The 22,658-nt window shown below is 72.7% G+C and carries 26 protein-coding genes; 7 read left to right on the top strand and 19 right to left on the bottom strand.

The window, feature by feature from the left end:
* Positions 1–211: 211 nt before the first annotated feature.
* On the bottom strand, positions 212–1,144 hold the full coding sequence (locus tag ABXJ56_RS02270) for a multidrug DMT transporter permease (RefSeq protein WP_353998116.1): 933 nt from the start codon (positions 1,142–1,144) through the stop codon (positions 212–214).
* Positions 1,141–1,482, bottom strand: a complete 342-nt coding sequence (locus ABXJ56_RS02275; protein ID WP_353998117.1) for a DUF2200 domain-containing protein — start codon at positions 1,480–1,482, stop codon at positions 1,141–1,143. The genes ABXJ56_RS02270 and ABXJ56_RS02275 overlap by 4 nt, the downstream gene beginning before the upstream one ends.
* Before the next feature lie 167 nt (positions 1,483–1,649).
* Here ABXJ56_RS02275 and ABXJ56_RS02280 point away from each other — a divergent pair, with 167 nt between their 5' ends.
* Both ABXJ56_RS02280 and ABXJ56_RS02285 read left to right on the top strand, forming a co-directional pair.
* Positions 1,650–2,639, top strand: a complete 990-nt coding sequence (locus ABXJ56_RS02280) for a lytic transglycosylase domain-containing protein (protein WP_353998118.1) — start codon at positions 1,650–1,652, stop codon at positions 2,637–2,639.
* 114 nt (positions 2,640–2,753) lie between these two features.
* Entirely contained in the window at positions 2,754–3,104 is a 351-nt protein-coding gene (locus ABXJ56_RS02285) for an HNH endonuclease (protein ID WP_353998119.1), read from the top strand.
* A 72-nt stretch (positions 3,105–3,176) separates the two neighbouring features.
* On the opposite strand, the gene ABXJ56_RS02290 is transcribed toward ABXJ56_RS02285, so the two are convergent.
* Positions 3,177–3,731: a helix-turn-helix domain-containing protein gene (locus tag ABXJ56_RS02290; RefSeq protein ID WP_353998120.1), complete on the bottom strand. Its 555-nt coding sequence runs from the start codon at positions 3,729–3,731 to the stop codon at positions 3,177–3,179.
* Positions 3,732–3,800: 69 nt separating this feature from the next.
* On the opposite strand from ABXJ56_RS02290, the gene ABXJ56_RS02295 reads away from it, so the two are divergent.
* From ABXJ56_RS02295 to ABXJ56_RS02305, 3 genes are all read left to right on the top strand, one after another.
* Complete coding sequence (locus ABXJ56_RS02295; RefSeq protein WP_353998121.1) at positions 3,801–5,360, top strand: bifunctional NAD(P)/FAD-dependent oxidoreductase/class I SAM-dependent methyltransferase; 1,560 nt, start codon at positions 3,801–3,803, stop codon at positions 5,358–5,360.
* A gap of 87 nt (positions 5,361–5,447) precedes the next feature.
* Positions 5,448–5,600 carry a hypothetical protein gene (locus tag ABXJ56_RS02300; RefSeq protein ID WP_156305201.1) on the top strand — a complete coding sequence of 51 codons (153 nt, stop codon included), beginning with the start codon at positions 5,448–5,450 and terminating at the stop codon, positions 5,598–5,600.
* Complete coding sequence (locus ABXJ56_RS02305) at positions 5,597–5,824, top strand: DUF2945 domain-containing protein (RefSeq protein ID WP_053548032.1); 228 nt, start codon at positions 5,597–5,599, stop codon at positions 5,822–5,824. Before ABXJ56_RS02300 ends, ABXJ56_RS02305 begins: the two co-directional genes overlap by 4 nt.
* Positions 5,825–5,831: 7 nt before the next feature.
* On the opposite strand, the gene ABXJ56_RS02310 is transcribed toward ABXJ56_RS02305, so the two are convergent.
* The 3 genes from ABXJ56_RS02310 to ABXJ56_RS02320 all read right to left on the bottom strand — a co-directional run bounded on the left by ABXJ56_RS02310 (position 5,832) and on the right by ABXJ56_RS02320 (position 8,582).
* Positions 5,832–7,205, bottom strand: a complete 1,374-nt coding sequence (locus ABXJ56_RS02310; RefSeq protein ID WP_353998122.1) for a serine hydrolase — start codon at positions 7,203–7,205, stop codon at positions 5,832–5,834.
* A 92-nt stretch (positions 7,206–7,297) separates the two neighbouring features.
* A complete protein-coding gene (locus ABXJ56_RS02315; RefSeq protein ID WP_353998123.1) occupies positions 7,298–8,011 on the bottom strand; it encodes a hypothetical protein in 714 nt (237 codons plus the stop codon).
* On the bottom strand, positions 7,998–8,582 hold the full coding sequence (locus ABXJ56_RS02320; RefSeq protein WP_353998124.1) for an RNA polymerase sigma factor: 585 nt from the start codon (positions 8,580–8,582) through the stop codon (positions 7,998–8,000). Before ABXJ56_RS02320 ends, ABXJ56_RS02315 begins: the two co-directional genes overlap by 14 nt.
* 154 nt (positions 8,583–8,736) lie before the next feature.
* On the opposite strand from ABXJ56_RS02320, the gene ABXJ56_RS02325 reads away from it, so the two are divergent.
* Together ABXJ56_RS02325 and ABXJ56_RS02330 are read left to right on the top strand one after the other, a co-directional pair.
* Complete coding sequence (locus ABXJ56_RS02325) at positions 8,737–9,447, top strand: CHRD domain-containing protein (RefSeq protein WP_353998125.1); 711 nt, start codon at positions 8,737–8,739, stop codon at positions 9,445–9,447.
* The gene (locus tag ABXJ56_RS02330) at positions 9,444–10,118 is read left to right on the top strand and encodes a class F sortase (protein WP_353998126.1); all 675 of its coding nucleotides are present in this window, start codon (positions 9,444–9,446) and stop codon (positions 10,116–10,118) included. Before ABXJ56_RS02325 ends, ABXJ56_RS02330 begins: the two co-directional genes overlap by 4 nt.
* Before the next feature lie 50 nt (positions 10,119–10,168).
* Here ABXJ56_RS02330 and ABXJ56_RS02335 read toward each other — a convergent pair whose 3' ends face one another.
* The 13 genes from ABXJ56_RS02335 to ABXJ56_RS02395 all read right to left on the bottom strand — a co-directional run bounded on the left by ABXJ56_RS02335 (position 10,169) and on the right by ABXJ56_RS02395 (position 22,569).
* Positions 10,169–10,954 (bottom strand): polyprenol monophosphomannose synthase, encoded by a 786-nt coding sequence (locus ABXJ56_RS02335; RefSeq protein ID WP_435404945.1) that lies wholly within the window; start codon positions 10,952–10,954, stop codon positions 10,169–10,171.
* Between the two features lie 31 nt (positions 10,955–10,985).
* Positions 10,986–11,636: a sortase domain-containing protein gene (locus tag ABXJ56_RS02340; RefSeq protein WP_353998127.1), complete on the bottom strand. Its 651-nt coding sequence runs from the start codon at positions 11,634–11,636 to the stop codon at positions 10,986–10,988.
* A complete protein-coding gene (locus ABXJ56_RS02345) occupies positions 11,633–12,805 on the bottom strand; it encodes a glycosyl hydrolase family 8 (RefSeq protein WP_353998128.1) in 1,173 nt (390 codons plus the stop codon). Before ABXJ56_RS02345 ends, ABXJ56_RS02340 begins: the two co-directional genes overlap by 4 nt.
* Positions 12,805–13,644, bottom strand: coding sequence for a DUF4397 domain-containing protein (locus ABXJ56_RS02350; RefSeq protein WP_353998129.1), 840 nt, complete (start codon positions 13,642–13,644; stop codon positions 12,805–12,807). Before ABXJ56_RS02350 ends, ABXJ56_RS02345 begins: the two co-directional genes overlap by 1 nt.
* A gap of 71 nt (positions 13,645–13,715) precedes the next feature.
* A complete protein-coding gene (locus ABXJ56_RS02355; protein ID WP_353998130.1) occupies positions 13,716–15,719 on the bottom strand; it encodes an ArnT family glycosyltransferase in 2,004 nt (667 codons plus the stop codon).
* The gene (locus tag ABXJ56_RS02360; RefSeq protein ID WP_353998131.1) at positions 15,716–17,188 is read right to left on the bottom strand and encodes a glycosyltransferase; all 1,473 of its coding nucleotides are present in this window, start codon (positions 17,186–17,188) and stop codon (positions 15,716–15,718) included. The genes ABXJ56_RS02355 and ABXJ56_RS02360 overlap by 4 nt, the downstream gene beginning before the upstream one ends.
* A gap of 4 nt (positions 17,189–17,192) precedes the next feature.
* Positions 17,193–17,684, bottom strand: coding sequence for a GtrA family protein (locus ABXJ56_RS02365; protein ID WP_353998132.1), 492 nt, complete (start codon positions 17,682–17,684; stop codon positions 17,193–17,195).
* Between the two features lie 112 nt (positions 17,685–17,796).
* The gene (locus ABXJ56_RS02370; RefSeq protein WP_353998133.1) at positions 17,797–18,549 is read right to left on the bottom strand and encodes an iron ABC transporter ATP-binding protein; all 753 of its coding nucleotides are present in this window, start codon (positions 18,547–18,549) and stop codon (positions 17,797–17,799) included.
* Position 18,550: 1 nt separating this feature from the next.
* Positions 18,551–19,537, bottom strand: coding sequence for an iron chelate uptake ABC transporter family permease subunit (locus ABXJ56_RS02375; RefSeq protein WP_353998134.1), 987 nt, complete (start codon positions 19,535–19,537; stop codon positions 18,551–18,553).
* Complete coding sequence (locus ABXJ56_RS02380; protein WP_353998135.1) at positions 19,534–20,484, bottom strand: iron chelate uptake ABC transporter family permease subunit; 951 nt, start codon at positions 20,482–20,484, stop codon at positions 19,534–19,536. The genes ABXJ56_RS02375 and ABXJ56_RS02380 overlap by 4 nt, the downstream gene beginning before the upstream one ends.
* Before the next feature lie 58 nt (positions 20,485–20,542).
* Positions 20,543–21,589 (bottom strand): siderophore ABC transporter substrate-binding protein, encoded by a 1,047-nt coding sequence (locus ABXJ56_RS02385; protein WP_353998136.1) that lies wholly within the window; start codon positions 21,587–21,589, stop codon positions 20,543–20,545.
* Between the two features lie 82 nt (positions 21,590–21,671).
* Positions 21,672–22,025 (bottom strand): hypothetical protein, encoded by a 354-nt coding sequence (locus tag ABXJ56_RS02390; protein WP_353998137.1) that lies wholly within the window; start codon positions 22,023–22,025, stop codon positions 21,672–21,674.
* Between the two features lie 169 nt (positions 22,026–22,194).
* Positions 22,195–22,569 (bottom strand): bleomycin resistance protein, encoded by a 375-nt coding sequence (locus ABXJ56_RS02395; protein WP_353998138.1) that lies wholly within the window; start codon positions 22,567–22,569, stop codon positions 22,195–22,197.
* Positions 22,570–22,658 lie beyond the last annotated feature (89 nt).

Consider the following 22,658-nt stretch of genomic DNA (forward strand, 5'->3'; position numbering starts at 1 on the left):
CCCGCCCGCGCACCCACCCCGGGTTCAGCCGCACCCACCCCGCACCGCCAGCGGGTTTAGCCGCACCCACCCCGCCCCGAGCCACACCGCGCGGGCGCGCACCACACGCGTACCGAACTCCTCCGATCCACGGCCCAGGCGCCCGAAAACCCCGCCCGCAGGCCGCCCCGCCCGCGTTCTTGAGGAGTTCGGTACGCCCGCGCCCCGCGGGTCAGGTCACGCGGGCGGACGTGGCGTCGACGGCGGCGTCGGTCGCTCCGCCGGAGCGGGCGAGGAGCCACACCCCGGCGAGGGCACCCGCCCCGGCGAGGACGAACACCGCGAAGCTCCAGGCGGGCGCACCGGCGGCCTCGCCCAGCACGGTGATGCCCATGACCACCGCCACGAACGGGTCGACGACCGTCAGGCCCGCCACGACGAGCTGTGGTGAAGCGACGGTATGGGCGATCTGCACGAACGTGATCGACAGCGCACCGGCGACGACGATGGCGAGCAGGCACGCGAGGGTCAGGAGGTTGTTCTCGTCCAGTCGATAGTCCGCGTCGGCCACCGCCGTCTGCACGCGGAGGATCACCGTCTTCCCGAGCGTGGCGACGAATCCCGAGAACAGTCCGCCGAGGATCACGTATCCGCCCGCGCGCAGCCCGCGTCCGCGGCGCATCACCAACGCCGCCCCGGTCAGCGCGAGCACCACTCCGAGGACCGCGAGCACCGCGATGAGCTGCGCGTCGGTGATCGTGGCCTGCGTGCTCACCGCCGCCGCGACCGTCACGAAGACCCCGAGGCTGACGACGCTCAGCGCGATCGCGCCGATCTCGCCGAGGCGCGGCGGCGTACGGGTGATCACGGCCGTCAAGAGTGAGGAGAACACCAGGGCGGCGACCCCCACCGGCTGCACGACCATCAGCGGCGCGAAGGCGAGCGCGGCGAGCTGCGCGAGGATCGCGAGCCCGAACAGCGCCGATCCGATCACCCAGAGCGGCTGGCGGGCGAGGGACCACAGCGCCGCCGCGCCCGCCCCCGGGTCCGCGCGCACCCGCGCGGCCACGCCGAGCGACTGCAGGTGATTGCCGACGGTGAGCAGCGCCGCGGACAGCAGAGCGAACCCGATGCCGAGGTAGGGGAACGACGCGATCGTCGTCATCCGCGCAGCACCTTCTCGAGGGCCTTCCCGCGCGCCAGCTCGTCGACCAGCTTGTCGAGGTACCGGATCTGCTGCATCAGCGGGTCCTCGATCTCCTCCACACGGATGCCGCAGACCACCCCGGTGATCAGGGCGACGTTCGGGTTCATCCGGGCATCGGCGAAGAAGTCGCGGAAGGTCACGCCCTCGGCGAGGATGCGCGCGAGATCGTCGGCGTCGTACCCGGTGAGCCATGTGATGACGGCGTCGAGCTCGGCCTGTGTCCGCCCCTTCCGCGCGAGTTTGGCGACGTAGAGGGGGTACACGGAGGCGACGCTGTCGCTGAAGATCCGGTGCACGAGCGCCATCCTAGGGGCCGCCTTTCTGAGTGCCGCGTCCAGCAAACACACGGGAAGCGCCCAGACGGGGTGGGCAGACTCGGGGACTTGTGCCCGCCCGAGGGCACCGTGCGTCGGATTTCGCGGCGCGGACATTCCCACGGATTCGGTTCTTTTCTATGCGCTCCATGTCTGCAGATGCCCTCACTCGCCGCTCCCGCCGGGCCCAGCGCCGCGCTCAGCGCCGGGCCGGGATCGTCGCCGCCGCGGCGGCGTTCAGCCTCATCGCCGTCGCCGGCGTGACGGCCCTCCCGACCTCGGAGGCCGAGGCCTCGACCTCCTCCTTCGGCGACATCACGCTCGCCTCGTTCTCCACCACCGTCGAGCCGACCCCCGTGGTGAGCCTCACGGGCACCGACGAGATCTCCACCGCCGTGCGGGCCGCCCTGGCGGACGCGGATGCCGCCCTCGAGGCATCCGACGACGTCTCCTCCGCGGTGGACGCCTCCGGCCTCGATCTCGGAGACACTGAAACCGACATCGACACCGCGGAGCTCGAGGATGCCGCCGAGCGCCTGACCGCGTCGCTGGATCTCCCCGCCCCGCTTCTTCCGGGCATCGCCGAGCAGGTCGCCGACGCCGTCTCGGCCGTCGAGAAGCGCGTGGATGCCGTCCGCGACGGTCTCGAGGCCGCCCAGAAGGCCGAGGCCGAGCGCATCGCCGCCGAAGAGGAGGCCAAGCGCCTCGCCGAGGAGGAGGCCGCTGCCGCAGCCGCCGCCGAGGCCGAGGCCGCCGCGGCGGCCGAAGCTGCGACGTCGACCGGTTCTTCGGCCGCATCCGCCGCGCCCGCGCGCCCGGCGGGTGTCTACACCCCCGCCGGCGACGCGCAGTCGATCGCGTACGGGATGCTCGGCGGCTACGGCTGGGGCGACGACCAGTTCGGCTGCCTCGTGGAGCTGTGGAACAAGGAGTCCGGCTGGAACTCGCAGGCCTACAACGCCTCCAGCGGTGCGTACGGCATCCCGCAGGCGCTGCCCGGCAGCAAGATGGCCTCCGCCGGCGCGGACTGGGAGACCAACGCCGCCACCCAGATCTCGTGGGGCCTCGGCTACATCGCCGGCCGCTACGGATCGCCGTGCGGCGCGTGGCAGCACTCGCAGGCGGTCGGCTGGTACTGACCCCGGCCTCGACCCCTCGTCGATCCCCCGCGGCCTGCGCCGGGAGACGCCCCGAAACGGCGTTTCCCGGCGTAGGTCCCGTTAACCGCCGAAAGCCCGGCGTAGCGTGGACGCATGGCCGCTCCCGCATCCCGACGCGCGCGGGCGGCGCGGCGGCGCACACGCCGGGTGGCGGCATCCGGGAGCGATCTGACGGATGCCGAGTGGCAGCGCATCCTCGACGCGTGGCGTCGCTGTGCCTATTGCGGCGCGGACGGCGTGGCCCTGCAGCGGGACTGCGTGCAACCGATCTCCCGCGGCGGCCGGTACACGCTCGAGAACGTCGTGCCGGCCTGCCGCTCGTGCAACGCCTCCAAATGCAACGCCGAGGTGACCGGCTGGATGCGGCGCCGCCGCCTCGACGAGCCGGAATTCCTTCGCGCGTGGGTCGCGATCGGCCGCGAGCTCCGCGCGCCGACCGCCTGAACCCGACCGCCTGACGCCGACCGCCTCAACCCGACCCCGCGCGTTCGCCCCGCACCCCGCACCCCGGCCGCGTCAGCCCTCGGACGTGCGCGTGTGCAGCCGCTCCCCCTCGGCGTTGAAGATGCTCAGCACCTCCGTCCGCCGCGGACCGGGCGCCCACATCGCGTGCGGCTCGCGGGTGTCGAACTGCGCCGCCTCGCCGCGCCCGAGGTCGAGTTCCTCGTCGCCGAGACGCAGGCGCAGTCGGCCCGAGAGGACGTAGAGCCACTCCCAGCCGTCGTGCACCCGCGGTTCGGGCGCGTCGCTGCGGGGCTCGTAGACGATCTTGAACGCCTGCACGGGCGACTGCTCGGCCGTGAGCGGCGCGATGACCATGCCTTCGACCCGTCGTGCGGGCCGGCGCACGCGCGGGTCCCGTGCGGGTTCGACGAGGAGGTCGTCGATGCGGATGCCGAGGGCCCGCGTCACCGGCAGCAGGAGCTCGAGGCTCGCCTGGCGTTTGCCGGACTCCAGCCGCGACAGGGTGCTAGGCGAGATTCCGGCCGCGCGCGACAGGTCCTCCAGCGTCCAGTCACGGGCACGACGGGCCTCGCGCAGGCGCGGTCCGAGTCGGTCGAGTTCGTCCATCCCGTTCTCCTCTTGCTGATTTCGCATATCGGCTTGCCATCATCGCACTTCTCCTCGCACGATGGGCCTATGCACACCTGGGATGCCCTCATCGTCGGATCCGGACCCGCGGGCCTCGCCGCAGCCCTCATGCTCGGCCGCGCCCGTCGCCGGGTCCTCGTCGTGGACGACGATCTGCCGCGTAACCGCTTCGCGGCCCACATGCACGCGGTCGTCGGCTTCGATGGTGCTCCGCCGGCAGACCTCACCGCGCGCGGACGCGCGGAGGCCGAGCGCTACGGGGTCGAATTCCGGAGCGCTCGGGTCACAGGCGTCGCCGACACGACCGCGGATCGGGATGCCGGACTCCGGGTGACGATCACCGGCGGCGACACGCTCACGACCCGCGTCCTGATCGCCGCGAGCGGCATCGTCGACGAGCTCCCGGCGATCCCGGGCCTTGCGGAGCACTGGGGAACCCGCGTCCTGCACTGCCCGTACTGCCACGGGTGGGAGGTGCGGGACGAGCGACTCGGCGTGCTGCTCACCTCACCCCTCGGCATCCACCAGGCGGATCTGGTGCGGCAGTGGAGCGCTGATCTGACCGTGTTCAGCCAGGGCCTCGCGCTCGACGACGAGGCGCGCCGTCGTCTCGAGGCGCGGGGCACCCGCATCGTGGCTTCCCCGGTCACCGCCCTCACGGGCGCGCCCGGGCCCCTCACCGGCGTAACCCTCGCGGACGGCACGACCGTCCCGCTCGACGCGCTCTTCGTCGCCGCGATCCCGCGCCCGCGCGACGCCTATCTGGACGCCCTCGACCTCCCCCGCGACGACGAGGCACCGGGCCGCCCGATCGCCGCCGATCCGATGGGCCGCACCGCGCACCCGCGCGTGTGGATCGCCGGCAACGTCGGGTCGGCGTTCGCGAACGTGCCGCTGTCGCTCGGACAGGGATCGATGGCGGGTGCCGGGGCGAATATGACGCTCGTCGAGGACGAGATCCGCGCCGCCCTCGGAACGGATGCCGCGGACCCGACCGATCCGGCGACGCACTGGGAAGCGCGCTACGCCGAGCGGCCGGCGATCTGGTCGGGTCGGGTCAACGCGGCCCTCGCCGACGTGGTCGCCCCGCTCCCACCCGGTCGCGCGCTCGATCTCGGCTGCGGCGAAGGCGGAGACGCGGTGTGGCTGGCGCGCGCCGGCTGGCAGGTCACGGGCTTGGACATCTCCCCCACCGCGGTGGAGCGGGCACGCCATGCCGCCGACGGCGCCGGAGTGGGCGAGAGCACTCGCTTCGTCGCGACCGACCTCGCCGAGGTCGCCGCGTTCGAACCCGCCGACCTCGTGCTGGCGAGCTTCCTGCACTCCACGGTGGACCTCCCCCGCACGGAGATCCTCCGGCGTGCGGCGGCCGCGGTGGTCCCCGGCGGTCGCCTGCTGGTCATCGGGCACGCCGAACCTCCGCCGTGGGCGGGCCATTACGGTCGTCACGCGCCGATGTCGACGCCGAGCGAGGACCGGGCGGCGCTCGCCCTGGATCCGGCGCGGTGGGAGGTCGAGATCGAGGAGCTCCGCGAGCGCACCGCAACCTCGCCCGACGGCGATGCGGTGACCCTGCGAGACGGTGTCCTCCTGCTCCGCCGGCGCTGAGATCCGCGCACGGATCGCGCTTACCGAGGGAGAGGCCCGCTCGTCAACCCCCTTCGGCCGGACACGCGGATTTGGTGGACTACCGCCATGACCGACGCTTCGATCCCGCCTCGCACCCCCGGTCCCGAACCGGACACCTCCACCGCCGCCCAGTCGGTGCACGTGGACGACGACCTCGACCCCGAAGACGCGCCCGCCATGGTCGACGAGGGCGACGATGTGGACGAGGTTCAGCCGTGAGCGCGCCGAAGGCCCTCCAGAAGGGCGACCGCGTGAGCTGGAACACCCCGCAGGGCCGCACGCAGGGCCGCATCGTTGAGAAGCGCACGTCGGACTTCACCTTCGCCGACCAGGATTTCATCGCCACTGAGAAGGAACCGGCCTACATCGTCGAGTCCGAGAAGAGCGGCAAGAAGGCCGCCCACCAGCGCGCGGGTCTGCGGAAGCTCCCCGCGAAGGACTGACCGCGGATCACCCGGTGGCGCCGTCGCCCAGCAGGGCGGCGGCGTCCTGCGCGAAGCCGAACACCGTCGGGAGGGCAGGAAGGTCGCCCGGGTCCTCCGAGGCCGCCGTCACCACCACGACGGTCGCGGGTCGCCCGGGGGACTCCAGGACCCACGATCCGGCCAGTACGCCGACCGAGCTCCCACCCTTGTACGCGGCGACGTCCCATTCGGATGCGAACTCGATTCCCGGATTCGTCGACAGGATGCCGCGCAGCGGCGCACCGGCGTCGGTCGCCGCCCGGTCCTGCAGCGCCGCATGAACGGCGATGACGTCGGCGTGGGTGGCGAACCAGTCGGCGCCGCCGGTCCAGGCCGCCTGCGTCGGATCCACCGCCGTCACGGGCGGCACCCCGGCCGGGAGGTCGTCCAACACGGCAGCCCGTTCCACCGGACCGGATGCCGCGCTCCAGCGTTCCGCGAGCGCCTCGTCTCCCCAGCCGAGCCAGAAGAGGGCTCGCGTGGTCGGGAAGGGCGCGTCGGTGGCGAGCCGCGAGTAATCGGTCTCGGCCAGGGCGGCGGTGACGGCATCCGTGCCGACCGCGCGCATGAGGGCATCCGTGGCGGTGTTGTCGCTGATGGCGATCATCTTCTCCGCCGCTTCGCGCACCGACACCTCGGTGCCGTCGGGGAGGTTCTGCAGCTCGCCGCTCGGGAGGCTCCGCACCTCGGCGTCGATCGTCACGGTGTCCTCCCACGTCAGCGCTCCGGCCTCGACGGCGTCGACGACGGCCAGGAGCACCCAGAGCTTGAACACCGAGCCGATGGGGTGGGCCCCTCCCGGCCCGATCTCGAGCGCCGGGGCGTCTGCGCCGAGCTCGGCGACCGTGAGCGAGACCGACCCCGCGTCCTCGACCTGGGTCCTCAGGTCGTCGAGATCGGCCGCGGGCGTGCGCTCGGGCGCGGGCTCGGCGAAGAACAGCCCGGTCATGCGCCCGGCGGCGCTGACCGCGACGGACATGTCGAGGGCGGTCGTCCCCGCCGAGATGCCCGCGACGGCCTGCGCGTCATCGCCCTCGTAGGACGTCGCCGTCCAGGGGCCGAGGGCGCGGAGCTCGCCGAACACCGCGAGGAGGTCGTCGGCCGAGAGCTCGGCGAGCGCGGTCTCGTCGAAGCGCGCCTCGACCTCACCGGCGCTGCTCGCCTCGCCCGCGTTGATCTCATCGATCACCCACTGCGTCTGCGCGCCGACCGGGGTGTCGGGGATCGTCACCGCGGTCGGGGTCGGGTCGCCGCCCCCTCCCGCCGGTGCACAGGCGCCGAGCGCGAGGGCGGCCGCGGCGAGCGCGGCGCCGACGAGGACGCGGGTGGAACGAGGGGACGGATGCCGGGGAGTGGACATGTCCCCAGCCTGCCGGTTCGCCCGGGGCGTCACCTCCCCCGGGCGTCGGAGATGCCTCCCTCGGGCGGGGGGCTCGAGCCGCCGCCGCGCACTCAGGCCGAGGGCAGCTCCGCCCCGGCGACGACGTCGGAGCCGGCATCCCGGATCTCCATGCGCACCGCGTCTTCGCGGAGGAGCGCCGCGTTGAGCCGGCACACGATCGGCACCTCGGACCCGAGCATCTCACCGGCGGAGTACTCCCTGCCGTCCTCGCCGACGAAGACCACGGCGTAGGTCTCGCCGACGGCGAGACCCTCGACCTCCAGCAGCGCCTCGGTGCCCCACGTGTGGGCGATCACGTCGGCGTCGACGTCGATGCCCGGATCGGCGCGCATCGCCACGGGCTCGACCGCCCCGAGGGTGCCGACCGGACCCGTCGGGGCGGGCTCAGCGAGGGACGGCTCGGGATCGATGGCGGTGAGCGAGGCGACGCCGAACCCGGTGACGATCCCGACCACGAGGCAGGCGGCGGCGAGCGCCGGCGCGAACCAGCGACGCGGCGCGACGGAGACCGAACGTCCGGCGGCGGTCACCGCCGACGCCGAGCCGAGCACCCGCTCGCGCAGCGCCGCGCTCACCGGCAGGTCGCGCCAGCCGGACCCCTCGGCCGCCGCCCGTGCGGCCACCCGCGACAGCGATGCGATCTCGTCGTCGATCCAGGGGTGCACCGCACGCAGGTCGTCGAGCTCGGCCCTCTCGACCGGCGTGAGGTCGTCCGCCACCGCGGCGGCGATCAGTTCTTCGATCCGTTCGTCACGCGCGCGCATCGTGTCCCTCCGTCTGCTCCAGGTGTCCTCTGAGCGCTCGCAGCGCATGGTACGCGCGGGTGCGCCACGTCGCGACCGGGATTCCGGTCGCCTCAGCCAGTTCGCGGTATGTGCGTCCGTGGAGGTGGACGGCGACGACCGCCTCCCGGTGCGCGTCCGACAGGCGAGCCAGCGCCTCGACGAGCGCGAGCCGCTCGAGCGGGTCGGCGTCCCCCGCGGCGACCTCTTCGAGGTCGGCATCCGACCCGATGCGCGGCATGCGGGCGCGCTGGCGCAGCGCGTCGGCGATGACGTTCCGCGCGATGGCGAAGAGCCAGGTGCGCTCGCTCGCCCGATCGGCGTCGAAGCGCTCACGCGCCCGCCATGCCCGCAGGAACACCTCCTGCACGCAGTCCTCCGCGACGCTGCGGTCGCGGACGGCGTTCACCGCGAACCCGAGGAGCGCCCCGGCGTGCGCGTCGAACGCGGCGGCGGTGTCGAACGCGGCGTCGGGGCGCGTGCGCCCGGGACCGTCGGCGTCCGCGCCGTCGACCGCGGGGGTCGGCGGCGTCCGTCGTCGCGGGGCGTGCATACGGTGCTCCTCTCGATCCGCTCCCCGGGGGATACGTCGGTTCCCGGCGAAGCGTTCACTGTGAAATTCGTAGGCACACGATGAACGGATGCCGCATCCGCGGCGTATGTCCCCGCAACGGATGCATCCGGCATCCCGTCGAAAGGTTCAGGACATGCTGAAGAAGACATCGCCGCTGGCCGTCACGATCGGAGTCGCGGCCGCCGCCGGTCTGCTCCTCACCGGTCCCGCCGCGCACGCCGACACCGAGGTCGACGAGCCCTCGTCGTTCACGAGCGCCTTCACCGTGATGGCCACCCCCGGCAACGTCGTCAACAACGACGGCGAGGCTGCTCCGGGCGAGGAGGGGGCGAGCGGGACCTTCACGTTCCGCATCAACTCCGACGAGGAGATCATCTGCTACGACATCCGTCTCGAGGGCGTGTCCGGTGACTACGAGAGCCCCGCGCGCACCGCGACCCACATCCACCAGGCCGACGCCGGCCAGCCCGGGCCCCCGCGCATCGCGTTCCCGAACCCCGAGCCCGTCGGCGACGGACCCCGCACCGCGTCCGGCTGCATGCAGGGACCCTTCACCACCGGTATCGAGAACGACGGCGTCGACACCGGCGAGGGCTTCTCGCTCGCCGAGATCGAGGCCAACCCCGCCGGATTCTCCGCCGACTCGCACACGGCCGACTTCCCCGCGGGCGTCGTCCGCGGCCAGCTGACGGCGATCCCGGTCGGGGGCGTCGACACCGGCGCCGGCGGCACCGCCGCGGCCTCGTCGTCGACGGGCCTCGTCACCGGCGTCGCCGTGGGCGGGCTCGTCTTCGCCGCTGCGGCGGGTGTCGTCGTGTGGCGTCGCCGCACGACCACCTCGTGACCGCATCCCCCTCATCGCCGGGGCGTTCCGCGCACACGCGCGGAGCGTCCCGGCGCGGTCGTGCCCGCGGCGCCGCTCTCGCGGCGGCGGTGCTTCTACCGATCATCCTGACGTCGTGCACGACCGGGGACACGACGGATGCCGCACCCGCCCCGCCCGCGACGGCATCCGCCTCCCCCGCCCCGGCGTCGCCCGCCACCCCGGCGCCCGCGCCGTCGCCGAGCGTGGAGCAGCCTCCGCCGGCGCAGGTGACGATCCCCGCGATCGATCTCGCCGAGCCGCTCATCGACCTGGGGCTCCAGGCGGACGGGTCGATGGAGGTGCCCGTCGACTTCGACGACGTCGGCTGGTACACCCCCGGCGGCCGCCCGGGTGGGCGCGGGCCCGTCGTCATCGCCGGCCACGTGGATTCGCCGACCGGCCCCGCGGTCTTCCTCCGCCTGCACGAGCTCGTCCCGGGTGACGCGGTGACCGTGACCGCGGCCGATGGCTCGGTGCACGAGTACGTCGTGACCGAGGTCAGGGATGTCGCGAAGAACGCGTTCCCCACGGCCGAGGTCTTCGGCGCCACCGCGGCCGACACGCTGCGGCTCATCACGTGCGGCGGGCTCTTCGACACCGCCGCGGCCTCCTACACCGACAACCGCATCGTCTTCGCCGAACGCGCGTGAGGGTCGGGGCGCGGAGCCCCGACCCTCATGCGCGTTTCCGTGCGGCGCTCTCAGCGCGGCAGCACGCGGTGCGACACCGCGCGCACCGAGGGCAGTGCGCCCCGGCCGCGGATGACGCGCACGGCGTTCTGCACCGCGCGGCGCAGTCCCCAGACCGTCACCCGGATGAGGGACTCGCCCACGATCGCCCCGCTCATCTTGGACTCGCCGTGCTCGCGCTCGACGAAGACGATCGGCACCTCCACGACCCGCAGCCCCCGCTGCAGCGCACGCCAGACGAGATCGACCTGGAAGCAGTAGCCCTGGGACGCCACATCGGCGAGATCGAGGCGGCGGAGCGCATCGGCGCGGAAAACCCGATACCCGCCCGTGGCGTCGCGCACGTCGATCGCGAGGACCGTGCGCGCGTAGGCGTTCCCGCCCCGGCTGAGCAGCTCGCGCCGGCGGGGCCAGTTCACCACGCGACCGCCCGGGACCCAGCGCGACCCCAGCACCAGATCGTGCTCAACGAGCTGATCGACCATGCGCGGGAGGTCCTCGGGGCGGTGCGAGCCGTCGGCGTCCATCTCCACCAGTGCCCAGTAGCCGCGGGCGAGTCCCCACGCGAACCCCGCGAGGTACGCGCCGCCGAGTCCGTCCTTGACGGTCCGGTGGAGGACGTGGACCTCCGGATGCCGTTCGGCGAGCGCGTCGGCGAGCTCCCCGGTGCCGTCCGGCGAGGAGTCGTCGACGATCAGGACGTCGGTGTGGGCGTTCGCGGCGAGGACGCGCGCCACGATCGGCTCGAGGTTGTCGATCTCGTTGTAGGTCGGTATGACGACCAGGGTGTTCAGCACGGTTCGGGCTCCTTCGGGTGAGGCCGCGCGGTCAGGGGGCGAGCGAGGCGAACAGGATGAGGTTGTCGGTGTAGTGGCCGGTGGCGGGGTCGAACGACCCGGCGCACGTGATCAGGCGCAGCTGCGGAGTCGGGACGTTCCGGTACACCGCATCGGTGGGGAACGTGGCCTTCTCGGACTGCATCCGCCCGCTGACGACGAAGCGCACCTCGGAGCCGTCCGACATCTCCACGACGACCTCGGCGCCGTCGGCGACGGCGGGGAGGTCCGTGAAGACGGCGGGACCGGTCGGTGAGTCGATGTGTCCGGCGATGATGGCCGGCCCCACCTCCCCCGGGACGACGCCGTCGGTGTACCAGCCCGCGAGGTCGTAGTCCTCGGGGTCGGTGAGCTCGCCGCCGGCGCCCAGGACGAGATCCTCGAGAGAGGATGAGACGCCGATCGAAGGGACCGTGATGCGGACGGGGACGCCGCGATCGGCATCCGGTGTCGCCGCTGCGGGATCCTGGAGGCCACCGGCGGCGAACGGATTCTCCTCCTCGGAGACGACGGCCGTCGGCGCCGCGTCGGCGCGTCCGGCGGAGGTCGCCGACACGATCGCGACGGTGCCGGCGACGACGGCGACGATCGCCACGGCGATGACCGCCCAGACGATCCGCGCTCGCGTCAGCACGGCGCTCACGACACGCCCCGCTCGGCGCCGCATCCGCCGATCGGCGTGTCACCGAGCATCGCCGCGGCGAGCATCGCCCACGCACGGCCGTAGTAGGTGGGGTATTCGTCCGCGAAAGCCGCGGCGGCGGCGAGATCGGTCCGCGCGGCGGACGCATCGCCGATGGCCGCGGCCGAGGCGGCGCGGGCGGCGAGGGCGAGAGGGGACGTCTCCTCGGTCAGTGCGCCGCCGCCGAGGTCCATGCGGGCGGCCGGGGCCTCCTCGTACGACAACGTCGGCAGGATCTGCCCGGCCAGCGCGAGATCGGATGCCGCGCACGACTCGGCGTAGCGGAGCGCGAAACGCGCCGCGTCATACCCGTACTCCACGCCCGCGCCGCCGCCGAAGGGGCCCGGCATGGGCTCGACGGCGCCGTCCGCGGTCAGCTGCACCCAGTCGGCAGGAAGGGGCGCGGTCTCGAGCACCGCGGTGGTGACCGCGGCACTGCCCTCCGCGAGCTCCTGCCACCGCGGGTCCCCCGTCGCCTCGGCGAGGATCGGGTAGGCCGCCGGCGAGGCGTAGCTGGGGTTGTACGGCACCGGGTCGCGATCGGCGGCCCACAGCCCCGGCAGCAGCACCGTGCCGAAGGCGGTGCCGGCGGTGAGCTCGTCGAGGAGCGCCGTGGCGAGCTCCACACCGTCGGCGGTGAGGTCGTCGCGACCGAAGAGGCTTCCCGCCTGGACCAGAGCCCGGGCGGCGTCGAGATCGGCGTCGGAGGCCGGCTCGTCGTCGACGATCGCCCCGTTGTCCCAGCGCCACGCGAGCAGTGCGTCCGGGCGGACGAGCTCAGCGCGCGTCCAGTCCCAGATCTCGTCGAAGGTCGCCTCGTCCCGCGCGACCACCGCGGCGAGCAGCCCGTAGGCCTGGCCTTCGCTGACGGTGTCGCCGCCCTCGTCGCGGCGGACGACACGCCCCTCATCGACCCAGTCGGCGAGGAACGCCTCCGCGTGGGCGACGGCATCCGTCCCCGATACCGGAGAAGTCTCCTCGGGGCTGACGGGCGCGGACGACGAGGGAGGCTCCGGCGAGGCCGTCACGGCCTCGCGGAGGCCACCGCCGCTGCCGACGGCGAGCACGGCGATCGTGGCGACGACCGCCACCGCCGACACGGCGACGACGGCGAGGGTGGCCCGGCGCATCAGACGGCCTTCGCCACGGGGAAGCCGGCGCCGAGCGCGAACGCGGACGCCGGCGCGGCTGCCGAGAACAGCGCGGCGAGGCCGCCGCCGCCGGTCTGCACCCCGCCGACGGGGATGTCGCCGACCGCGGACGAGTCGAGGACCGGCATCAGGGTCAGGCCTCCGTCGGCCGTGTCGAGGACGAACAGCGTCGTGACGCTCCCCGCTCCGACCTCGACGTCGGCCATGCCCGAGGCCTCGGTGCCGGTGAGGGCCAGCTCCCAGGCACCCGCGGGGATCTCGGCGTAGCCGGTCGCCGTCCCCGTCCGCGCGTCGCGCGCGATCGGCTCACCGGTGGTGGTCTCCACGTCGACGGTCGGCGTCAGGGTCGACGCCTGGATCAGCCGGATCCGGGCGTTGCCCGCGGCGGGAGTGGAGAGGTCGTCCGCGAAGGCCTTGATCTGCAGATCGTCGGACGGACCGTAGGCCGCGACCGTGGCGGCCTCGCCGTCCGACACGGTCACGGTCGACGACAGGACCGGAACCGTGGTCTCGTCGGCGCCGGCGGGCACCATGCTCACCGCGTACGAGCCGGCCGGAAGCTCGGTGTAGTCGGAGACGTCGCCGTACCCGACGGACTCGAGTTCGAACTCCGTCGACCCGCCGGCGAGCGCGGACACGCGCACGTCGACGGACTTCGTGTCGGGCGACAGGTGACCGAGCCGCAGCCACCCGGCGCCGTCCGTCTCCGCAGTGGCGGCCTGGGCGGGCGCGGCGAGGGCGAGCGAGGCGACGACGGCGGCCGCGGCGGACAGGGCGATCGTGCGCGCGGAGCGGCGGGGGGAACGGGACTTCGTCATGGGATTCTCCTTCTTCGGGTGGAGGGACATCGGTGCGGGTCGGGGGCGGGGGTCTCGTGTCGCCGGGGCGCTCAGGACACCACCGCCTGGAGGGCGAACGGGAAGCGGAGGAGGAGCGCATCGCCGGCGACCTCGACCTCGGTCGGGGCGAACCGCCCCTGGAGGCCGTCGAGGAGCAGCTGCGCCTCCGCGCTCGGGCGCCCGTCGACGACGGCGGCCGAACCTGCGACCGCCGACAGAGCGACCTGACGGATGCCGGTGCCCACGGCGTCCTCCCCCTCGCCGCCGACGGCGGGGAGCCCCGCCACGGCCACCTCTCCCCCGCCCGCGAGCGAGCCGAGGAGCGCCGAGATGCGCGCGTCGACGGCACCGGAGCGGAGGAGGTCGCGGTCGGCGTCGGAGAGCGCGACCCGGGGGTTCTCGGCCACCTGCGCACCGAGTGCGGCGTTGGTCTGGACCGCGGCGTCGACGGAGGCGGTCGCCGCGCCCGGCCCGTCCAGGACGACGCGCCGCACCTCGACCGCCTGCGGGCCGGAACCGAATGCCGCGACGACGACGGAGTTGTCGATCGCCTGCTTCACCTGCGGGAAGCTCGAGGGGAACGTCCGCATCGAGTCGGTGGTGATGATGTAGTCGGCGTCGCGCCACCCGTTGGGCGACTGGGCCGCCACGGCGGGGTCGGTGTCGAGCTTGTAGTACCAGACGACGTTCTCGCGGTCCCATCCGGCCTGCACGAGGTCGACCCACATGGCGTCGTCGATGATCAGACGGTCCTCCCTCGCCACGTTCTCGCCGAGCCAGGTCTGCGCATCCCGCATCGGCTCGTCGAGGTCGGACAGGACGAAACCGCGCAGCTGGGCGAACCACAGCGGTCCCGCGGCGATCGCGGCGGCGGCGAAGGCGGCGACGACCGCCCCGGCAACGATCCGGCGACCCCGCGGCATCCGGTCCCGGGTCTTCCGCGACAGGGTGCGCACCGCCCGCTCGACGACGCCGGCGATCAGCAGCGCCCCGAACGGAATCAGCATGATCACGTAGGGAACCGGGAGGTAGCCGCCCGGGCGGAGCATGAAGGCGGTGAGGGCGAGCACGAGGACCGCATAGGGCCGGAGGCGCCGCTGGGTGAGCGCGAGGGCCGCGGCGACCAGCGCGGTGACGATGAACACCGGGTCCAGCTGCCACCACATCCCGAGCGTCCGCGCCGACAGAGACCCGGCGTCGAAGAGGGATCCGCTGGCGTCGCGGTTGACGAGCTGGAACAGCACGCCGTCCATGAGGCTCACGCGCTCGGGCGACGAGAAGAGCTCGCCCTTGATCGCCGCGAGCAGCAGATAGCTCCCGCCGATGAGGACGAGGATGCTGGCGGCCACCGAGACGGTGTAGCGCCGGGTGCTGCGGTGCGACGTGCGCAGCATCACCCAGGCGAGGAACGGCAGGGCGAGGAGGAAGGTCTCCTTCGTCAGCACGGCGATGCCGAAGGCGACGGCAGCACCGGCGAAGGCGGCGAGCTGCGCGCGACGCTCGCTGGCGAGGAGGAATGCCAGCAGCAGCCAGGGCACCGCGATGTTGTCGAGGTACACCGTGCGGTGGAACTGGAGGGCCAGCGGCGACAGCGAGAAGATCACGGCGGCCACCGACGCGGCGGCCCGGGAGAGCCCCACCCGCCGGGCGAGGAGCCAGAGGAGCAGCGCCCCGATCAGCGAGGCGACGATGACGGCCTCACGGCCGGCGAGCACCGCGATGTCCCATCGCGCGAAGGCGCCGGTGAGCTGGGCGTACCCCGCGATCTGCAGCCAGCCGAGCGGCGGGTGGTCGTACCAGTAGGTGTAGTGGGCGAGTTCGCCGAAGTTCAGCACGGCCCACGCCTGTGCGGTGTACGTGCCCTCGTCGTCGATGCGTTGGGGAGCGCCGCCGATGTTGATGAACGACACCGCCGCGGCGATGAGGAGGACGGGGGTCAGCCAGGCAATGTCGGCACGGTGCCGGACGAGCCACAGGGAGACGGCATCCGCAGACGAGCGCACGCCGTCGGCGATCGCCGGAGCGCCGAAGCGACGGGGGGCGATGACGGTCATCGGTCGACCCCCGCTCCGACGAGCTCGCCCTCGGCGGGTGCCGCGACGGTGACCGCAGCGGGCGTGTCTCCGCTGTCGTCACGGTGCGCTCCGGTGTGGGCGGTCTTCTCCCAGCTGTTGTCGCCGCGGAGCTCCCGCACGACCGCGCGCATCGCCGCCAGGGCGAGGAAGACCTGGAACGGGATGGTGCCGAGGATGAGGCGCGCGTAGTCGCGGACGCGGACCTTCTGCCCGTAGGCCCGACCGAACTCGTTCAGGCCGGCGATCTCGACCGCCACCGTCACGAGGGTCGGGGCGAGGGGGATGAAGGTGAGCAGCGCCACGACGGTCGGGACCTTGGCGAAGAGGATGAGGAGCACCGAGAGCGGGATGAGGAGCCCGGTGGCCGCCTGCAGGAACGGCATCGCCAACAGGTACCGCGCGAACATCCGCTGGCGGGCGGTGGGGAGCTTGCGCCACTCGCCCTTCTTCAGCACCTGGAGGAAGCCCTGGTTCCAGCGCGTGCGCTGCTTGTACAGCGATCCGAGCGAGCCCGGGGTCTCCTCGCGGGTGACGTACTCGGGGCTGTAGGCCACGACGACCTTGGCACCCTGGCTGGAGAGGCGTACCCCCAGCTCGCAGTCCTCGGCGAGGCACTCGGCATCCCATCCGTCGTTGCGCAGGAGCGCGTCCCGACGAACGAAGACGGTGTTGCCGCCGAGGGGGATGAAGCGGGACTCGGCGTGGAAGTGCAGGCGCGAGCGGAACCAGAAGTAGTACTCCAGGACGTTGCGCAGCGACCACCAGGAGGTCTGGAAGTTCATCAGCTGCACGCCGCCCTGTACGACCTCGGCGCCGGTCTCGCTGAAGCGCGAATCGATGTGACGGAGGAGCTCGGGGTGCACCTCGTCCTCTGCGTCGAAGACCCCGACGATGTCGCCCGTCGCGATCGGCAAGGCGCGGTTGAGGGCCTTCGGCTTGTTCTTGGGCACGCTGTCGTCGACGACGACCTCGATGCGGTGCGGATGCCGCTCGGCGGCGGCGCGGACGACGGCCTCCGTGCCGGGGTCGTCGTGCCCGACGATCGCGATGATCTGCACGTGCGGGTGGGTCTGCTCGGCGAGCCGGTCGAGGGTCTGCCCCATCACCTCCTCCTCGTGACGCCCGGGGACGAGAAGGGTGAAGGTGTGCGCGGGCGGGAGAGGGTCGTCGGAGAAGCCGGTTCCCCGGAGGGTTCCGGTCGTGCGCCACGCGTAGAGCATCCACCACAGCGTCGTCACGGCGACGACGGTGAGCCCGACGGCGAGGGCCAGCAGCGCCGACCACCCCGCCACGGCGAGCCAGTCGACGGCGGCCGCGGTGTCGACGGGGGCGATGTCCGCCGGCGTGCCGCGGTTCGGAGACGGGAGGGCGGGCGCCTCGTCGGGTGCGGGCGGGAGGAGAGGATCGGCGGGCAGCAGCCCGGAGAGGGCGAGCGAGAAGGAAGACACGGGTTTACTCCTTCGAGGCGGACACGGACGGACGGAAGACGATGAGGCGGTACGCGGCGTAGCGGAACGCCGTGCCGAGCGCGAGGCCGACGACGTTGCCGGCGATGTTGTCGGCGAGCGTGGAGGTGAACCCCAGCACCTCGTGGGAGACGAACAGGCACAGGGCCGCGATCGCGAGACCGCCCGCGTTGGCGAAGACGAAGAGGACCAGTTCGCTCAGCGGCGCGCGGCCGCCGCGGGCACGGAAGGTGAGGGTGCGGTGGCCGATCCAGGCGACCATGGTGGCGACCGAGACCGAGACGACCTTCGCCGCGATCACGCCGTCGGGGAGGACGGTCACTCGCAGCAGGTTGTAGCCGCCGACGTCCACGACGAAGGCGAGGAGCCCGACGAGGCCGAAGACGCTCACTTCGGGCAGGAGCGCGCGCACGCGCGCACCGGCGCCGCGGAGGGCGTGGCCGAGGTGCTGCAGACGGGGGGATGCGGCGATGGTCACGGGCAAGGTTCGGGGCGACCCCCGGAACCGGTTTGGCGATGCCCGCCTCTCCCAGGTCTCTTTCAGGTACCGGTCACATGCCGTTCACGAGGGCGCACCAAGCGCGCCCGGCTCATTCCCACAGGACGACGCGGCGCCCCTCGACGTCGATCACGCGTGCGGGCGTCTCGTAGAGCGCGGAGAGATTCTCCGCCGTCACCACCTCGGCGACGGGGCCGTGGTGGACGACCCGGCCGTCGCGCATGGCGATGACGTCGTCGGCGAACTGCGCGGCGACGTTGATGTCGTGGAGCACGACCACGACGGTGAGCCCCCGCTCTGCGGCGAGCTCCCGCACGAGCCGGAGGAGCCCGACGGCGTGCCGGGGATCGAGGTTGTTCAGCGGCTCGTCGAGGAGGAGGTGCGGTGTGTCCTGCGCGATCGCCATCGCCACGAACGCGCGCTGACGCTGTCCGCCGGACAGCTCGTCGAGGAATCGCGTGCGCACCGCCTCCAGGTCGAGGAGGGCGATCGCGCGCTCGACGTGCGCGCGATCCTCGGGGGTGCGGCCCGACCCGCCGTGGGGGAACCGTCCGTAGGCGACGAGGTCCTCGACGCTCAGCCGGATCGCCAGGTGGTTGTCCTGGCGGAGGATCGCCAGGAGCCGGGCGATCTCGCGCGTGCGGCTGCGCGCGACGTCCCGCCCGTCGACGGCGATCGCTCCGGCATCCGTTCCCACCAGCCGCCCGACGGCGGCGAGCAGGGTGGACTTACCCGCGCCGTTCGGGCCGATGATGGCCGTCACCCCCGGACGGATGTCGAGGGTGACGTCGTCGACGGCGAGTAGCGCACCGTGGCTCTTGGTGACGGCGTCGATCGTGATCATGTCAGCGGGCCCTTCCGGTCAGGACGAGGAGGAGGAAGAAGAGTCCGCCGGCGAACTCGATCACCACGGGGAGCTCGGTGGCGAAGCCGAGGACGTGCTGCAGGAGCAGCTGCCCGCCCACGAGGGTGAGCACCCCGATCAGGATCGCGGCGGGGATGCTGAGGACGTGGCGGTGCCCGACGAGGCTGTAAGCGAGGTTGGCCACGAGGAGCCCGAGGAACGCGACGGGACCGACGAGCGCCGTGGAGGCGGCCACGAGCGCGGAGACCACGAGGATCACGTGCACGGAGGTCGCCCGGTGGTCGACGCCGAGCGAGATCGCCCGGGTCTCGCCGAGCGACATCACGTCGAGGGCGCGGCGGATCGGCCAGAGCGACGCGATCGCGACGGCGATGACGATGCCGGCGGGGAGGAGGAGCTCCCGGTCGACGGAGGTGAAACTCGCGAAGAGCAGGTTCTGCACGATGGCGAACGTGTCGGGATCCAGCAGCCGCTGGAGGAATGCGGTGACCGATCGGAAGAGGACGCCGAGGACAAGGCCGGTGAGCACGATCACGTGCAGGTCGAGCCGGAGGCGGACGAACAGCCACAGGTACAGCGCCGTGACGGCGCCCGCCATGAGCACGAGCTGGACACCCCACGATGCCAGGGGCGGGGCGGCGACGAGCAGCGCCGGACCGATCGCGAACGCGGTCACGACCTGGATGGCCATGTAGACCGCGTCGAAGCCCATGATCCCCGGGGTGAGGATGCGATTGGCGGTGATCGTCTGGAACAGCACGGTCGAGACGCCGACCGCCGCCGCGGCGAGGATCATGCCGATCACCGTGCGGGAGCGGAGGCCCACGACGTACTCCCACGCCGCAGGAAGGTCGATGAGGAGGTACAGGGCGACGGCCGAGAGCGCGAGGAGAGCGAGGAGAGTCAGGCGGAGCCGTGGCGACCGCAGAGGGGCGAGGGCGGGCAGGCGCGGAGCGAGGGCCGTCATGCGTCCACCCGCGCTTTCCGCCGCCGCGCCGCCGGTCGTCGGGCGCCGTCGGCGGGACGGGCGGTGCGCAGGAGGATCCAGAGGAAGACCACCCCGCCGATCACCCCCATCACGACCGAGATCGGCAGCTCGAACGGGAAGCGCACGACCCGTCCGATGATGTCGCTGAGGAGCACCAGCGCGGCGCCGAGGAGCGCGACGAGCGGCACCGCACGGCGCATGTTGTCGCCGATCAGACGGCTGACGACGTTCGGGGCGATGAGGCCGAGGAAGGGGATCGCCCCGGTGACGACCATCATCACGCCGGTGACGACCGCGATGATGCCGACACCGAGGGTCCGGACGCCGCGGGTGTCGAGCCCGAGTCCGCGCGCGGCGTCGTCGCCGAGGCCGGCGACGGTGAACCGGTCGGCGGCGATCCAGGCCACCAGCGCCGCCGCCGCGGCGAGGTAGAGCATCTCGTAGCGTCCTCGGAGGATGCCGGAGAAGTCGCCGATCCCCCAGCTCAGCAGCTCCTGCAGGGCATCGGAGCGGTAGGCGAAGAAGGTCGTCACCGACCCGATCACCCCGCCGTAGAGGATCCCGACGATCGGGACGAGCACGCTCGAGCGCGACGGGATGCGACGCACGAGCGCGAGGAAGCCGAAGACGCCCGCAAGGGCACCGGCGGTCGCCGCGACCGCCTTCAGCCACAGCGGCAGGCCGGGGGTCGTCAGCAGCACGACCAGGAGGGCGAGGCTCGCGGCATCCGTCGCGCCCGTCGTTCCCGGTTCGACGAAGCGGTTCCGGGTCAGCAGCTGCATGATCAGCCCGGTGATGGCGAACGCGGCGCCGGCGAGGATCAGCGCGAGGGTGCGCGGCAGTCTGCTGGCGAAGAAGACGAACCCGTCGAGGCGGGCGACACCGATGAACAGCGACACCGTCGCGAGGGCGGTGACGATCACCACCCCCGCGACGATGAGCGCGGTGGGAGAGGGACGTTTCAGGACTCGGCGCTCCCGCGGATCACGCGGCGAGCGCGGCGTCGATCGTGGTCAGGACGTTCTCGATGGCGGTGAGGCCGTTGATGACGATGTACAGCTCGCTCGCGGGCAGGAGGATGATGTGACCCTCGGCGCCGGCGGTGGTCTGCTGCACGAGCTCGTTGTCGAGGGTCTCGGCCGCGGTCGATCCCTCGCCCGTGGCGGCGCCGCGGTCGAACGCGATGATCCAGTCGGGGTTGGTCTCGAGGAGGAACTCGTTCGTGACGGTGTCGCCGTGCGGCGAGGCCTCCGCACCCGGGAGCTCGAGGGCAGGGACGGCCGGGGTGAAGCCGAGGGTGTCGAAGAAGTAGCCGAAGCGCGATCCCTCGCCGAAGGCGCCGTACTCGCCGCCCGAGACCGACAGGACGAGCGCGGTGGCATCGACCCGGTCCTCGATCGCCGACTCGAGCTCTTCGATGCGTGCCGTCGCCGCATCGACCGCCTCCTCGGCGCCGAAGATCTCGCCGAGCTGGGCCGCGCGACGCAGGCCTGCGGCGGGGTCGAACGTGCCCCCGTAGGTACCCGTGAGGTCGATCGTGGGGGCGATCTCGGCGAGCGCGTCGTACTGTCCGGTGCTGCGGGCCGCCGTGACGATGAGGTCGGGCTCCAGGCCCGCGACGGCTTCGAAGTCCGGCTCGAAGAGCGTGCCCACCTTCGGCAGGTCTGCGTACTCCGAGAGGTAATCCGGCAGCGCGATGTCGGGGATGCCGACGACGGCGTCCCCGGCGCCGATGGCGTCGAGGGTGTCGAGGGTCGCGATGTCGAAGGTGACGACGGCGTCGGGGGACGCGGCGATCTCCACGGCTTCGCGCGGAATCTCGGTGTCCTCCTCGTAGTACGTCTCGCCGCCCTCCTCGAGCTGCAGGAGGGTGGGGCGGGCGTCCTCCACGACGATCGTGGCGACGTCGGCGGATGCCTCCGGGGCGGCGTCGGCGGCCGGCGAGGCGCATCCGGTGGCGACCAGCGCGAGGGCGGCGAGCGACGCGGCGGGGAGGAGCAGACGGGGGCGGCGAGAAAGGCGGACGTTCATGAAGGTAAGGCTAACCTAACCATCATCGCGGCAGGCAAACCGGTGGTGCGTCCCGGGCGCGTCGCGGGGCTCAGTCCACAGGTCAGGCGTCGGGGAACATCCCGTGCACCGACCAGCCCGCGCCGTCGCGGAGCAGGGCGATGACCGCGCGCGCCTGGGCACGGGCGACTGCCTCGTCGGCGGCGTGGACGTCGATCGCGAGCGGCGGAGCCTCGCCGAACTTCGGGATCTCGATCTCCGCCCACGCTCCGTCGGCGAGCGGCACCCGCGGGGAGGCGGTCCGCTCCCCCACGATCCGGGCGCCGGCGAGCACCGACAGGACCTGGAGGGCGTCCACCTTGGTCACGGCATCCGATACGACGACGGTCGCCACCGCGGTGAGGGGGGCGCCAGGCTCCGAGTCGGGCGAGGGCGAGGCGGGTGCGGTCGGGTCCACGGCGTTCTCCGCTCGTTCAGGTTCGATGGGGTCGGGGCGGCCCGTGCCGTCAGCGTACCGACGCTGGGCGACGATGAGGGCCGCGTTTGGCGAAGGGCCACGGAGTCGGAGGAGGCGTCGAGCGCGCGCCTGGCGGGCGTCCGACCCGTCGATCGTCGGGAGCGCCGGTCTAGCGTTCCTCGATCAGCGTGAGGAGGTTGCCGTCGGGGTCGACGAGGTGGCCTGCGCGAAGTCCCCAGGGTTGGTGGCTCACCTCGTGGAAGCGGGGGAATCCCCGGTCCGTGATCGTGATCCCCGCGGCGATGATCGTCGCAGCGAGTTCATCCACGTCCCCCACCCGGACCGTGCAGCGCGCTGCGCTCCGCGTGGGGTCGAGGTCGGCCCACAAGAAGAACTCGAGCTGCACCGAGCCGCGGTGAAGAATCATCCACCCGTCGTCACGAAACACGGTGATGAAGCCGAGGCGCGCGTAGAACGCCTCGGTGCTCTCGAGATTCCGCGACGGCAGATTCGGTATCGCGCGGTCGGTGGGAGTGGCGGACACAGTCGTAGCCTGCCGCGGCGGGCCGCTATGCGCCAGTGCTCGGGGCCACTCGTGGATGGGATCCGTCTGCCGCCTAGGACGTACCCGGC

This window comes from Microbacterium aurantiacum, assembly GCF_040532595.1.
Classification (GTDB): Bacteria; Actinomycetota; Actinomycetes; order Actinomycetales; family Microbacteriaceae; genus Microbacterium; species Microbacterium chocolatum_B.

What these genes read in the sequence shown, in the direction of transcription:
- ABXJ56_RS02270 (WP_353998116.1), bottom strand. Translation starts at nt 1,144, where the DNA reads ATGACGACGATCGCGTCGTTCCCCTACCTCGGCATCGGGTTCGCTCTG.
- ABXJ56_RS02280 (WP_353998118.1), top strand. Translation starts at nt 1,650, where the DNA reads ATGTCTGCAGATGCCCTCACTCGCCGCTCCCGCCGGGCCCAGCGCCGC.
- ABXJ56_RS02285 (WP_353998119.1), top strand. Translation starts at nt 2,754, where the DNA reads ATGGCCGCTCCCGCATCCCGACGCGCGCGGGCGGCGCGGCGGCGCACA.
- ABXJ56_RS02290 (WP_353998120.1), bottom strand. Translation starts at nt 3,731, where the DNA reads ATGGACGAACTCGACCGACTCGGACCGCGCCTGCGCGAGGCCCGTCGT.
- ABXJ56_RS02295 (WP_353998121.1), top strand. Translation starts at nt 3,801, where the DNA reads ATGCACACCTGGGATGCCCTCATCGTCGGATCCGGACCCGCGGGCCTC.
- ABXJ56_RS02300 (WP_156305201.1), top strand. Translation starts at nt 5,448, where the DNA reads ATGACCGACGCTTCGATCCCGCCTCGCACCCCCGGTCCCGAACCGGAC.
- ABXJ56_RS02310 (WP_353998122.1), bottom strand. Translation starts at nt 7,205, where the DNA reads ATGTCCACTCCCCGGCATCCGTCCCCTCGTTCCACCCGCGTCCTCGTC.
- ABXJ56_RS02315 (WP_353998123.1), bottom strand. Translation starts at nt 8,011, where the DNA reads ATGCGCGCGCGTGACGAACGGATCGAAGAACTGATCGCCGCCGCGGTG.
- ABXJ56_RS02320 (WP_353998124.1), bottom strand. Translation starts at nt 8,582, where the DNA reads ATGCACGCCCCGCGACGACGGACGCCGCCGACCCCCGCGGTCGACGGC.
- ABXJ56_RS02325 (WP_353998125.1), top strand. Translation starts at nt 8,737, where the DNA reads ATGCTGAAGAAGACATCGCCGCTGGCCGTCACGATCGGAGTCGCGGCC.
- ABXJ56_RS02345 (WP_353998128.1), bottom strand. Translation starts at nt 12,805, where the DNA reads ATGCGCCGGGCCACCCTCGCCGTCGTCGCCGTGTCGGCGGTGGCGGTC.
- ABXJ56_RS02350 (WP_353998129.1), bottom strand. Translation starts at nt 13,644, where the DNA reads ATGACGAAGTCCCGTTCCCCCCGCCGCTCCGCGCGCACGATCGCCCTG.
- ABXJ56_RS02355 (WP_353998130.1), bottom strand. Translation starts at nt 15,719, where the DNA reads ATGACCGTCATCGCCCCCCGTCGCTTCGGCGCTCCGGCGATCGCCGAC.
- ABXJ56_RS02370 (WP_353998133.1), bottom strand. Translation starts at nt 18,549, where the DNA reads ATGATCACGATCGACGCCGTCACCAAGAGCCACGGTGCGCTACTCGCC.
- ABXJ56_RS02375 (WP_353998134.1), bottom strand. Translation starts at nt 19,537, where the DNA reads ATGACGGCCCTCGCTCCGCGCCTGCCCGCCCTCGCCCCTCTGCGGTCG.
- ABXJ56_RS02385 (WP_353998136.1), bottom strand. Translation starts at nt 21,589, where the DNA reads ATGAACGTCCGCCTTTCTCGCCGCCCCCGTCTGCTCCTCCCCGCCGCG.